Below are 11,312 nucleotides of genomic sequence, written 5' to 3' on the forward strand. Positions count from 1 at the left end.
CTTCAGATAATTTTAATTTAACCACAGAGAACACAGAGCTTGTATCTGATTTCACTCTCTGTACCCTCTGTGCTCTCTGTGGTTTATTGCTTATCACTTGTTGGAATTTGAATTTTATTAGTCAATATTGTTTGGCTTCTAACTATACATAATGTATTTTCGTAATACATGCCCCTTATCCATTTCGTCCTCATTTACCTGTCACCTGGACTACCAGTTTCCTTGAACGTGATCTGTTATCCATATCAATAAATATGATCTGCTGCCATGTTCCAAGTGTCATCTTCCCGTCCACGAAAGGAACGGTGAGGCTGGGGCCCATCAGTGATGCCCTTACGTGAGAATGACCGTTGCCGTCCCCCCATTTGAGGTTATGTGCATATTCCAGTCCCTTGGGCGCGATCCTCTCAAGTGCATCCTGCAGGTCATTTACCAGGCCCGATTCATATTCAATGGTGGTCATCGCACCAGTGGCGCCCGGCACGAATATCAATACTGAACCATTGTTCAGCCCTGAATTTCTGATCTTCTGCTGCACCTGCTGGGTGATATCGATGATATCTGAGTGACCCTTGGTATCGAATGTTATATATTCTGTAATGATTTCCATGACAATCACTGTGAAATATATAGATTGTACGACTATATAAATATCACAAATATTCACAACACGTTAAATTTGGAGGTACCTGACCATTGACACACTGACCATTAACACAATGATCATCGACGGATACGTAGACGAGCCCGCATGTTTAGGCGTCCCCCCGTACATCTCACCCTACCCGAGATACATTGCCGGCGCCATGATCGACCAGGGCATCCCCCAGGCACATATCCATTACATAACCATAGACCAGATACGCAAAGGCCAGGGCCATGACATGCTCAATGCCGCCGGATTAATGGTCATTATCGCAGGCATGACCGTGCCCGGAAAGTACCTGCGGGGAACCCCTATCAACCTATCCGAGATCAGCGATATAACCAGGGCAGCAGCTGGCACTCCCGTCATACTCGGCGGCCCGATCAGGCTGGGATACGGCAGTCAGGGCGGCATGCGGGCATCAGGCTTCGAACTTGCCGGGCTGACCCTGGCACAGTCAGATATCGAGGCTTTCGTCTATGACATGCTCGCTCCGGTGGGGGGATTGAAAGACCCGGATTCAGTAGACCACAGGGAGCGCACCACACAGGAGATTGCACGGTGGGGAGTCAAAGGTGCATTCATGATCAGGCAGCATCCGGACTACCCCAATGTTATGTGTGAACTAGAGACCTACAGGGGATGCGCCCGGCCAGAACACTGCTCCTTTTGCACCGAACCCTTCTATGGTGAACCTAATTTCAGGGACATCAAGGATGTAGTATCCGAGGTTGGGGCACTGTACCATCACGGAGCCAGGTATTTCAGGATAGGCAGGCAGCCAGACCTGTTCTCCTATCATGCAAGGGACTGGGGCGGGGAACTGCTTGTACCAGACCCGGATGCCATCGAGCAGCTGTACAGGGGTATCCGTAATTCTGCGCCGGGACTGAAAGTCCTGCATATGGACAATGCAAATCCCGGTACCATTGCCGCCTATCCTGTGGAATCAGAACAGATCGCCCGGATTATCGTGAAATACCACACATCCGGGGATGTGGCGGCCATGGGTATGGAATCTGCCGACCCTGCTGTGGTCAGGGCAAACTGCCTGAAGGCCATGCCTGAGGATGTGCTGGAAGCAATCAAGCTGGTCAACCGGGTAGGGGACCGGCGTGGTGATAACGGCCTGCCCGAACTACTGCCGGGCCTGAATATCATCCACGGATTAAAGGGTGAGAATAAAGAGACCTTCGACCATAACTTCCGGTTCCTTAAGATGCTGCTGGATAGCGGTCTTATGGTCAGGAGGATCAATATCAGGCAGGTCATGGCATTTCCCGGCACTTCCATGTGGCAGGATGAAGGAACAGGCAAATATCATGACCTGTTTATGAGATCCAAGGACAAGGTCCGCAAGGAGATAGACCTGCCCATGCTTGAGCGATTAGTACCTGTAGGAACAGTGCTTAAGAAAGTTATGTGCGAGGTGCATGACGGCATCACCTTTGGCAGGCAGATGGCATCATATCCCCTGCTGGTGGGTATACCTGACAGGCTGCCACTCGGCAAGTTCATTGATGTTACAGTTACCGGTCACGGTCACCGGTCAATAACCGCAATACCGTATCCACTTGACATCAACAGTGCAGGGGCCAAGCTCATAAGCCAGCTTCCGGGTGTGGGGAAAAAACGTACCAGGAATATTATCAGGGGAAGACCTTACTGGGATGAGGACGATCTTGCCGAGAAGCTGGGAGATGTAGAAGGAATTCTGCCGTTTATTAAAATAGAATAAGAATACCCACCCCTCCAATACACCCTATATTGTCCATCCTCTGGATGTTGCCTCCACCCTCATGAAGAATAATGCACCAAAATAATGCACCAGAACATGTGGTTATCGCGGGATTGATGCATGATGTTATAGAAGATGAGGATTACACACTCCCCGATATTAAAGATGAGTTAGGGGTTGAGGTGGCGACCCTGATAGATGTGGTTTTTGAGCCGGAATAACTGATAAATGCGGACGTGGGAATAAGTAATACCTGGAATGAGTGCAAGGCACATAGCATTGACTTTATCGATAGGCTGGGAGATGGTGTGTGGGATATATTCAATGCATTAAAGGACTCGGTTGCATGGTATTACATTTCTATGCTGGATGCATTTGGTAATGGGGTTGAAGGGATTCGTGATATGCCTGCGTTTAAGGAGTTCGAGAAATCACCACTATTTTGCATCAGCTCGCACCGTCCCGGTTACTATATATCGATTTTTTGGCATTTCCTGTTTACTGTAACTTCTCCCCGCATTCCATGCAGAACTTCTCCCCTTCCTCCACAGCCCTGCCGCAATTTGGACAAGTGCGCCCACCTGCATCCATACCGGTCTCAATGTTCGAGCGCTGGACAACACTGTCTTTTATGGTAGTACTCCTGATATTATATTGAGTAATACTATCGTCCACAAATATCTTAATATCAGTCCTCTTTTCGATCTCCTCAAGCATCTTATGGTAAAAACCAATCAGTGCCTCCTGCTTTTCTGCCCATGCCTTGAGGATAAGCCGTGACTTGCGCTTACCCACTACCTCAACATAAGCAGCATACTGCAATCCGGTCGCCCCTTTTGCATAGAATCTGGCAACACCTGTGAATAACTGGGGGGTTGAAGTTGTCTCAGGTTGTAGCATGAACAGGTTCATGTCCTTGAGCACTCTTGTTGATATATCGAACAGGTTTTCGGCAGGTATCTCCAGATCCTTTGAATCCTCTTCAGCTATGATCATTTTATTGACTGCCTCCCTCCATGCTTTCTCATCAGTCTCTTTTCTGGTGAGAACGGGACACACAATACTGACCATTTTATTCTCCATATCCATCTTGATTCGTTTCTTTGTGCTGTAATCGTAATAATCGATGCTGCCTGAGACTATGCAATCACCGCATTCGCCTGTTGGCCTGATCTCAAAGGTAACGGTCTTCCCCTCACCTGATTCAAGCATTGAGATGGATTTTTTCCTATCTTTCATAAAGAAAACATCAGGGACAAATAATGTAAATTTAATATCCCCGATAGGTTCAGGACCGTGGTTTTCCACCTTAACCTTATAATGGATTACAGCGCCCGGGTATTCAAAAGCTGATTTAACTTCAATAGGCTCTTCCCCTGACTTGAGTTGTGATGCTGGTGGTGCCGGCGGTTGGGAGGCGGCCGGCAGCGGCTCCGATTTGGACGCTGTTTTCCTGGATTTTTTCTTCCGCAATAAAAGTACCAGAATGAGCAGGAAGAATAATGGTACCAGTATAATGGTTGCCAGAAAGATCAAACTCAAGATGGTAACAAAAAAATCTTCATCCCCGTTATCCACATAATAATCGTCACTGATAGCAGTTTCACCTACTGTTGTCAGGTACTTTGTATAGTATGTGGTCTCCCCTGCATACACATAGATATCTTCTGTAATAGTGTAGAAGCCGTCCTTTACCAGTTCTACTTCATAGTAACCTTCATTCAAGTTATCAATCCACAAATAGCCGGTGTTTACACCCTGATATTCACCGTCCAGGTACACATCCACATAAGCAGGGTCTGTATAAATGGAAATAGTACCGTAGTTGATCGGTATGACATACTGGTGAACATTGGAGATCTTAACAACATTACCTGAAATGCCTGTGAATATATTCTCGATATCAAAACTGAGGGTTAAATAACTGTCATCATAATAAAACTCAGACTCCAGATTGTAAGTCTGATATAGAACCTCTCCGCTGTTTGTTTTTAAAGAAAAAGTAACCTCACCATAATATGTATCGATATCCACCACATTCAGGTAATACCCCTGGGCGATCTCGATTGAATCCCCTTCATAAAGCATGTAAATGCTGTCTTGCCCGCTGGCTTGACTGAGAAAAATAAGGGACAAAATGAGTATTGCAATTGAAATTAATTTATGAGTTTGTATCAGCATTTTCAACACATACTATATATTGTTATTTTTTGTCTCTTTTGGTTTTGCCTTAATATATTTTGGATTTTTCTCGCCAAAGGTCACATCCAGGATAGTACCTTTCCTAAGCTGTATTTTGATAAGTTTTTCAGCCCCATTATAATTCAAACCAAGTGCATCTTCCAGTTCCTGCACAGTGAAATGTTCATGGCTGTCCAGGAAACTTTCGAATATCTCGTCCAGTTTCTGTTTGTCATGTTCTGTATTGAACCAGCAGGCATAATGTTGTGCCATTTCATTTTTCCTATTAAAAGTTAGCTCCTCATTCAGGTCATAGAGATACAGGACAAAATTCGGATGCACAAATCTGAGAGTAAAATCTTTTATTTCCTCATCCCATGACCTGCTGAAAAGGCATACACATTTATGCTGGCCTTTTTTCAATTTATTTGCATCTTTTTGTATCAGCTCGATCAACCGAACATCCTTTTTCTGATAGCGGGCTTCCAATACCAGCGGAACCTCAAGTAATGAACTTAATTTTGCTTTTATGTTATCATGTTCCTGGATATATTTCCAGTTCAAATCTCCGGCATAATCCCCGCCAAACAGGATTTCCGGCCTGTTCTTGCTGTACTTAGTCTGAAGCATGTTCAGATAAAGATGTAATTCGTTCTTCAGATCCCGGGGTATCAATCCAATAGGGGACTCCTCTTTATTTGTGGATGCCTGGGATTGGTTTTTCAGTTCATCGGTTGGAATGAGCCTTGAATTGATGCTGTTTTCAAGATTATCAACTAAAATTGAGATACTTTTAACATGAATTTTCCCATTCAAATGTTCTTCTAATCCGGAAATAAGTTCATAAGATGCTTGTTGTAATTGGTTTTCAGCAGTTATGAAATTGTCGTATGAATATATTTTTTTCTTAAATGCTGTAAGGTTTTTATCTTGAACTTCCGCGGATAGGTTTGATAGTTTTTTTCGTAACTTTCGAAGTTCATGCGGTTTTTCAAAACTCCGGATCAATTTATAAAGGATTTGATTTGATAATTCTATATTCTTCACTACACATTCAGTATTTACAGCCTGGACATTTACAAGTGAATTTATTTCCGGGGCATTATCTTGCATAATTTCACCCTCCACTTTTAAAATTTTCAACTTTTCACCCCCATTCAAGATAAAACCTTTGAAGCCTTTGCTTGATGTGTTGCTGGCAAGAATGTTTGGATTATCATCTACATCCCTATGTGCGACCTGGGAACCAGATGCAATATGTTCTGCATGATGCCATTATCAATGTATTATTTGACCTGCATGCCCTTTTAGATTTCATTAAGCATTGCTGATAGAATCCTGCCACCTATTCGCATGCTATGACTGCCTGTCTTTATCAGGCGTAGATCAATCTGCCCTTTGATGTTGGAATATTCCATCCCAGTTCTTTGGCTGTTTCTATCCATTCTTCAATTACAATAAGGGCGTTTCGAACGGCTTTTTTGCATGTCCTGCCGTCTGCCGTACCCTTACTGCTAATCCGTGGAGCATACTTCGTGCTTCATAGGTCATTTTAAAAACACCTTATGTGATCCGGGAATATTTTTTCAATTTTTCCCTTGCTTTTATACATTCATCGATCCAGTTTTTCAGAAGAACATTTGAACTGATACCTTCTTCAAGCGCAATTCCCCGCACTGACCTTGCACGTTCCTCACCCAGTGGAATGACCAGAACACCTTTATCCCGCTTAAATTCAACAGATATCTCATCATCATCCATGTCTTCAAAATAATCAGCTGAATCGTGGGTGTCCCAGAAGTCCCTCATTTCCTGTTCCGTCTTGAACTGTGGAATTTTTTTCATCATTATACTATTCACCTCTTAAGATATAATTTTTTTTCGCGTTTTGTCATATCTCTTGCAGTAATTATCCGGACAACTCCTGTCCCGAGATATAAATATACAACAAACAAATACCGCCCACTACTTGTTTGACCATAAACATACCGCGTCCCATCCCTCCCGATCCTGAAATATGGATCACCAATGAACACACTTTCAACTTCGAATTTGGTTACGTTATGCCTCCACTGAATGTGTTTTTCATTTTCTTCATCCCATTGAAATTCTATTATTTTAATCAAAATGTTCCGCCTCGTTTAAGAAGTTCTCCAATCTCTCCCTTATCAATAACGACCTGGATATTGTGATCACACTTGATCCTGACTGTCGATTCATGTGCTATACTTAGTATTTCATCCTTGTCGAGCTTTACTGGCCATATAATCTCCTTTTCTTACAATTTCGCTCCACATTCAAAGCAGAATTTCTCATCACCTTCAACCTCCTTACCACAATTTGAACACGTGATCTTACCTGCTCCTAAATTGGAACGCTGGATTACGGAATCACTTACTTGACTCCCGATTTTATCGCCTATATGAATATATTGTACTGTGCCATTGGTCGCAGGTTTCTCAATTGCTTCAGGCTTTCGCTTATATCGAAGAAGTAAACCGATTAACAGTAAAATAATTATTATACTACCGATCAACACCCAGCCGGGTGGTATTGACAAAGTTCCGGGAGGTGTTGAACCTAGTGGATTTTCAGCTCCAATTATAACTGTAGGTTCCGGAGAAGTATATTTACGGACACGTACCCAATCTATATAATGGATTTCGCCACCCCATGAATATAACTGCAAATAGAGTTGATCATTTGGTATATTTTTTGTAACTGTTATTTTAGGATCATATTGCCGGAATGTCTCTATTTTTTCTGATGACCTTGTCATTCCGAGAACTTCAAAGGAAGTTGGGAATCTTTCGTTATTTGTATTCGAATGAAATATCTTATCATTAAGTGTTACCAAAAGCATTTCATCAGTATTTTCCCAGCTACCAAACTCAAATCTGTCGTTTGCATCAAGTATATTATAGTCATTCGTTGAACGCAGCAAGGACTTTGGCAGATTGCCAGTATCGCTTATTTTTGAGAATGATTCGAAAATATGATCATATCCAAAGGCTTCGACCTTCTCAGATACAATACAATCACCATTTAAACTCAAAACACTATCAGAAACTGAAGGTTTTCCGTAATTTATATGCCATTTCGATTCGTCTATTCCGGTCCCGCCAAAATCATCAAAGAAATCAAATGTTGCTTCGCCATTACTTACTTCGATTGCTGACGGATTGTTATAGTACATCAGCAATTTGGTTTCACCATTTGCCGGGATTCTTGGTACTTTTACCCAAATTATTGCTTTATTGCTGCTGTAATCCCACAATTCGATCCAGTGAGTGAGTTCCTTACTATTTTCATCTGCAAATCTTATGTCAATACCATCGGGTTTTGCTTCAAGTGGGAAATTCGTTCCTGAAAGTTCTACAAGCACTTGAAAATCTACAAGGGTTTTTCCACTATTTTCCTGTACGCTTATCTCCTCATAGTCCTCCCATGATCCACCTCCCGAATTCGACAATGTGGGAGATGCCACGTGCTTATGAGACCTGCTATCAGCACCAACGCAATAATCCCTATCGCAAAGGTGTGCACCGCAGAACGCATTCGTATTGTCATAATATTTCACCGCTCTTAATTTCGCTTCATACTCAGATAGTTTTTATTATTTCCTGGAACGGTTTATAACCACAGAGTGCACAGAGAGCACAGAGAAAACAATAACGCTCTGTGCCCTCTGTGTTCTCCGTGGTTGATCTTCTTTGCCATGATCCATAAGGTTTGCATCTACTACTACCGCTACTTAACGAACTATGCTTTCGCAGCAATTCGAAATACCGATTCTTGATGAGATTTTATTTTTTTTACAGATATTTCTTCCACTGTTTTTTCTATGTACTCATCCGACTCTGCTGTTAAGTATTCCATGCCGCAGATCGTGCAAATATCTGCATCAACATTTTCAATCGCAATTAATCCTTGTTCAGATTCGGTGATGAATTTGGTTTTACTTCGTTCCATTTTTCCACCGCAATCAGGACATTTTTTTAATCTTGCCATATCTACCTACTTTTCAGCCCATGGGGTCTGGTTTATTATTTTAACTTTGTACTGGATAATAGCACCCTTTTCTTCGACTTTCTCTGAAACAATCCATTCACCACCGTGATTCCAGATCGGTTCACCATATATTTCAGGCAACAACCTCCTCGTATGCGTAGGTATGCCCGATCAAGCGATATGCTTCAGTAAATCCCTGCTCAAGCTCTTTTCGGATTTTCTGCATATTCTCATTAGTTTTTTTTGCATAGTAACGTTCTCCGCATTTCGTGCATACACCAGCTTCGATCGTGAGTACTGCTGAATTACAGCCTCCTATAACGACCTTTTCTACTGTTTTCTCGACCACCTCGCCTCCGCAGTGGGGACAGACCGGGATTATCTTTTTCATTTATTTCACCTCTTTGGTTTTCTCATTTTATAATTAATCCACCTTTCAGGGTCAGGTATATATGCAGCTATAAGCACTGCGATTTCATGCTTTTCTGAATGTGCCCAAACACTGTGGATATGCCTGTTATTTTTATCATTACCACATATAAGACAGCTTGGAAATGGTTTATCGTCAGCATAGTCTTCTATCACTTCACCATGCAGTACTGAAAAATACAGGTCATTATCTTCGATAGCATCATTTGCAAGCTCATCATCTGCATGGTCTGAGATGTTTACATTTCCTTTTCGTATAGCTTCCTGTATTTTTGCATTTCCATCAGCTATTTCCTCCAAGTTTCGCCCCGCACCCAAGGCAGAATTTCTCGTTAGCTTCCACTTCCCTGCCGCATTCGGGACATTGTGCCCTTGCACCGAGGTCGATGTTTGAGCGCTGGATGATGTTATCTTTTATTTCAGTCTTGTGTACATGATACTGGATTATCCCCTCTTCAATGAATATCTTGATGTCAAGCCTTTTCTCGATCTCATCCAGAATCCTGTGATAAAAGCCAGTCAGAGCTTCCTCCTTCTCAGCCCATGCCTTGAGTATCATCCTGGATCTGCGCCCGCCTACTACTTCAATATAGGCGGCATAACGCAGTCCGGCAGCACCTTCGGCATAGAACATGCCCACGCCTGTGAATAACTGGGGTGTGGATGTGATCTCCGGCGGTATCATGTACATGCTCATATCTTTCAGTATACGGGTGGCTATATTGAACAGGTTCTCTGCCGGGATGTCAAGGTCTTTGGTGTTCTCTTCGGCTTTTATCAGTTCTTCGGTTGCATTTCTCCAGCTGTCCTCGTCGATATCTTTTCTTTTCAGGACCGGGCAGACAATGCTTATCATTTTCTTTTTGATGTCAATAAACACCGGACTGCGACCCCAATTCTACGTATCCGCAATCACCTCTCGCACCGCAAGCAAATCCAGTCTCGACTGGGCCCTCATCATATTCTCTGATGGGTCTACGAAAATAATGTTATTTCTTACAAGATAGCTTATCTCTGGCGTAATATGCCCATACGCATGGTTCACGTTCTCTTTTAACTTTGATAACTCCTCTACTAAGTTATCATAGACAACTTCGTGAAGTTCTCCTCGAAACTCGATCTCCTCTCCGTAAGCCAGAAGAGAATTTAATAATTCGCTTATCTGGCTCATTCTGACCTTTAGCATCTTCGCAACCATTTTCTCCACATCTTCTACCCTTGTTAGTTCTACAAGGTAAACTGGCTTACCCCCGCAATAATTCCATGCAAGTTCCTTCTCTTTCTCGCTAAATTCATAGTTCTCCAAAAAACCCATTGTCGTATCTTTATCAAAATCGTCCACCAGCAGATATCTGCACCGCCCGGAGAGCATCGCCTCACTATAAACCTGCTCGATGAAGAGTGAATCCGATGAAACAGCAAAAATGTGGCACAGATGTAATTCCTTTGTCAGTCTGATAAAAAAATTAAATAATTTATACATCAATAATTCATTGATCTTTATGTCTCCAATCACCTGCAGCTCATCGATGATCAACACCGGAATGCGGTTTTTTGATATCTCTGTAAAGAACTGCTCGATGTATTTGAACATATCTTTGCTTTTATCTTTCTTTTCAAATATCCGCTCAAACAGATTTATTGGTATCGGAATTCCACTGACTGCTCCCAGATCCTTTATTATCGATTTCGCATACTCGGAAACGTTATCAACCCCGCCCCTCTCGTCGATCTCGAATAGGATGTTTAAGAAGTCTTCATAGTCAGTAATGAACCTCCCACGCAGATTGACGTAGAAAGGGGCATAATCATCTGGCAGTTCTTTAACCAGATGGCTAATCATTGTGGTCTTTCCGCTGTTGATCGGACCGTAGACAAACGTTATCAGGGATGGCTCTGCATTCAGAATATCCATGATCTCTTTCGTCTCCTTTTCCCTATCGTAAAATTCAATTCGTCTCATATTCTTTCCCTCCTCATGTATGCCGCCAGCAACCCGATGATCGCGCCAACCACCACGAATCCGGGCGTGCTCATCCCATGGATCACCCCATTATCCCCATTCCCTGAACTATCCACCAAATCATTCCCTGACCCTTATCGAAATGCCACTTTGCGACAAGCCCGGCATTCCCCTGCACCGACACCATAGCCCCGCAGTGTGGACACTTACTCACCTTTGCACCTGCCCCTACCCCTGCCGAAACCGGCTTAGCCGCATCCATCAACTTAGCATCCAGCTCCTGCCTGCGGTAGGCATCCTTGCGCTCCCTATCCTTCATAAATATGATCTTGTCCTCCTTTCAT

14 protein-coding genes are annotated in these 11,312 nt (G+C 43.1%); 2 read left to right on the top strand and 12 right to left on the bottom strand.

The features are described 5' to 3' along the window. Nucleotides 1-190: 190 nt before the first annotated feature. Nucleotides 191-610 carry a YjbQ family protein gene (locus HF974_15015; GenBank protein ID MBC2699608.1) on the bottom strand — a complete coding sequence of 140 codons (420 nt, stop codon included), beginning with the start codon at nucleotides 608-610 and terminating at the stop codon, nucleotides 191-193. A gap of 100 nt (nucleotides 611-710) precedes the next feature. On the opposite strand from HF974_15015, the gene HF974_15020 reads away from it, so the two are divergent. Together HF974_15020 and HF974_15025 are read left to right on the top strand one after the other, a co-directional pair. Then, nucleotides 711-2,384 (top strand): radical SAM protein, encoded by a 1,674-nt coding sequence (locus tag HF974_15020; GenBank protein MBC2699609.1) that lies wholly within the window; start codon nucleotides 711-713, stop codon nucleotides 2,382-2,384. Between the two features lie 71 nt (nucleotides 2,385-2,455). Next, the gene (locus tag HF974_15025) at nucleotides 2,456-2,605 is read left to right on the top strand and encodes a hypothetical protein (protein MBC2699610.1); all 150 of its coding nucleotides are present in this window, start codon (nucleotides 2,456-2,458) and stop codon (nucleotides 2,603-2,605) included. 277 nt (nucleotides 2,606-2,882) lie between these two features. On the opposite strand, the gene HF974_15030 is transcribed toward HF974_15025, so the two are convergent. From HF974_15030 to HF974_15080, 11 genes are all read right to left on the bottom strand, one after another. After that, nucleotides 2,883-4,520, bottom strand: coding sequence for a PEGA domain-containing protein (locus HF974_15030; GenBank protein ID MBC2699611.1), 1,638 nt, complete (start codon nucleotides 4,518-4,520; stop codon nucleotides 2,883-2,885). Nucleotides 4,521-4,577: 57 nt separating this feature from the next. Further along, nucleotides 4,578-5,678: a hypothetical protein gene (locus HF974_15035; GenBank protein MBC2699612.1), complete on the bottom strand. Its 1,101-nt coding sequence runs from the start codon at nucleotides 5,676-5,678 to the stop codon at nucleotides 4,578-4,580. A gap of 450 nt (nucleotides 5,679-6,128) precedes the next feature. Then, the gene (locus tag HF974_15040) at nucleotides 6,129-6,413 is read right to left on the bottom strand and encodes a hypothetical protein (protein MBC2699613.1); all 285 of its coding nucleotides are present in this window, start codon (nucleotides 6,411-6,413) and stop codon (nucleotides 6,129-6,131) included. Nucleotides 6,414-6,421: 8 nt separating this feature from the next. Continuing rightward, a complete protein-coding gene (locus tag HF974_15045) occupies nucleotides 6,422-6,688 on the bottom strand; it encodes a BrnT family toxin (GenBank protein MBC2699614.1) in 267 nt (88 codons plus the stop codon). Between the two features lie 155 nt (nucleotides 6,689-6,843). Then, on the bottom strand, nucleotides 6,844-8,052 hold the full coding sequence (locus HF974_15050; protein ID MBC2699615.1) for a DUF2341 domain-containing protein: 1,209 nt from the start codon (nucleotides 8,050-8,052) through the stop codon (nucleotides 6,844-6,846). A gap of 275 nt (nucleotides 8,053-8,327) precedes the next feature. Then, a complete protein-coding gene (locus tag HF974_15055) occupies nucleotides 8,328-8,576 on the bottom strand; it encodes a YgiT-type zinc finger protein (GenBank protein ID MBC2699616.1) in 249 nt (82 codons plus the stop codon). Between the two features lie 133 nt (nucleotides 8,577-8,709). Further along, nucleotides 8,710-8,967 carry a YgiT-type zinc finger protein gene (locus HF974_15060; GenBank protein MBC2699617.1) on the bottom strand — a complete coding sequence of 86 codons (258 nt, stop codon included), beginning with the start codon at nucleotides 8,965-8,967 and terminating at the stop codon, nucleotides 8,710-8,712. Between the two features lie 5 nt (nucleotides 8,968-8,972). After that, on the bottom strand, nucleotides 8,973-9,305 hold the full coding sequence (locus HF974_15065) for a DUF4258 domain-containing protein (GenBank protein MBC2699618.1): 333 nt from the start codon (nucleotides 9,303-9,305) through the stop codon (nucleotides 8,973-8,975). Then, complete coding sequence (locus HF974_15070) at nucleotides 9,289-9,885, bottom strand: zinc-ribbon domain-containing protein (protein ID MBC2699619.1); 597 nt, start codon at nucleotides 9,883-9,885, stop codon at nucleotides 9,289-9,291. Before HF974_15070 ends, HF974_15065 begins: the two co-directional genes overlap by 17 nt. A gap of 18 nt (nucleotides 9,886-9,903) precedes the next feature. Further along, nucleotides 9,904-10,968 carry an AAA family ATPase gene (locus tag HF974_15075; GenBank protein ID MBC2699620.1) on the bottom strand — a complete coding sequence of 355 codons (1,065 nt, stop codon included), beginning with the start codon at nucleotides 10,966-10,968 and terminating at the stop codon, nucleotides 9,904-9,906. 82 nt (nucleotides 10,969-11,050) lie between these two features. Further along, nucleotides 11,051-11,287 (bottom strand): hypothetical protein, encoded by a 237-nt coding sequence (locus HF974_15080; GenBank protein ID MBC2699621.1) that lies wholly within the window; start codon nucleotides 11,285-11,287, stop codon nucleotides 11,051-11,053. Between the last annotated feature and the right edge of the window lie 25 nt (nucleotides 11,288-11,312).

The organism is ANME-2 cluster archaeon (assembly GCA_014237145.1).
Classification (GTDB): Archaea; Halobacteriota; Methanosarcinia; order Methanosarcinales; family Methanocomedenaceae; genus Methanocomedens_A.

What these genes read in the sequence shown, in the direction of transcription:
- HF974_15015 (MBC2699608.1), bottom strand. Translation starts at nt 610, where the DNA reads ATGGAAATCATTACAGAATATATAACATTCGATACCAAGGGTCACTCA.
- HF974_15025 (MBC2699610.1), top strand. Translation starts at nt 2,456, where the DNA reads ATGCACCAAAATAATGCACCAGAACATGTGGTTATCGCGGGATTGATG.
- HF974_15035 (MBC2699612.1), bottom strand. Translation starts at nt 5,678, where the DNA reads ATGCAAGATAATGCCCCGGAAATAAATTCACTTGTAAATGTCCAGGCT.
- HF974_15040 (MBC2699613.1), bottom strand. Translation starts at nt 6,413, where the DNA reads ATGATGAAAAAAATTCCACAGTTCAAGACGGAACAGGAAATGAGGGAC.
- HF974_15055 (MBC2699616.1), bottom strand. Translation starts at nt 8,576, where the DNA reads ATGGCAAGATTAAAAAAATGTCCTGATTGCGGTGGAAAAATGGAACGA.
- HF974_15060 (MBC2699617.1), bottom strand. Translation starts at nt 8,967, where the DNA reads ATGAAAAAGATAATCCCGGTCTGTCCCCACTGCGGAGGCGAGGTGGTC.
- HF974_15075 (MBC2699620.1), bottom strand. Translation starts at nt 10,968, where the DNA reads ATGAGACGAATTGAATTTTACGATAGGGAAAAGGAGACGAAAGAGATC.
- HF974_15080 (MBC2699621.1), bottom strand. Translation starts at nt 11,287, where the DNA reads ATGAAGGATAGGGAGCGCAAGGATGCCTACCGCAGGCAGGAGCTGGAT.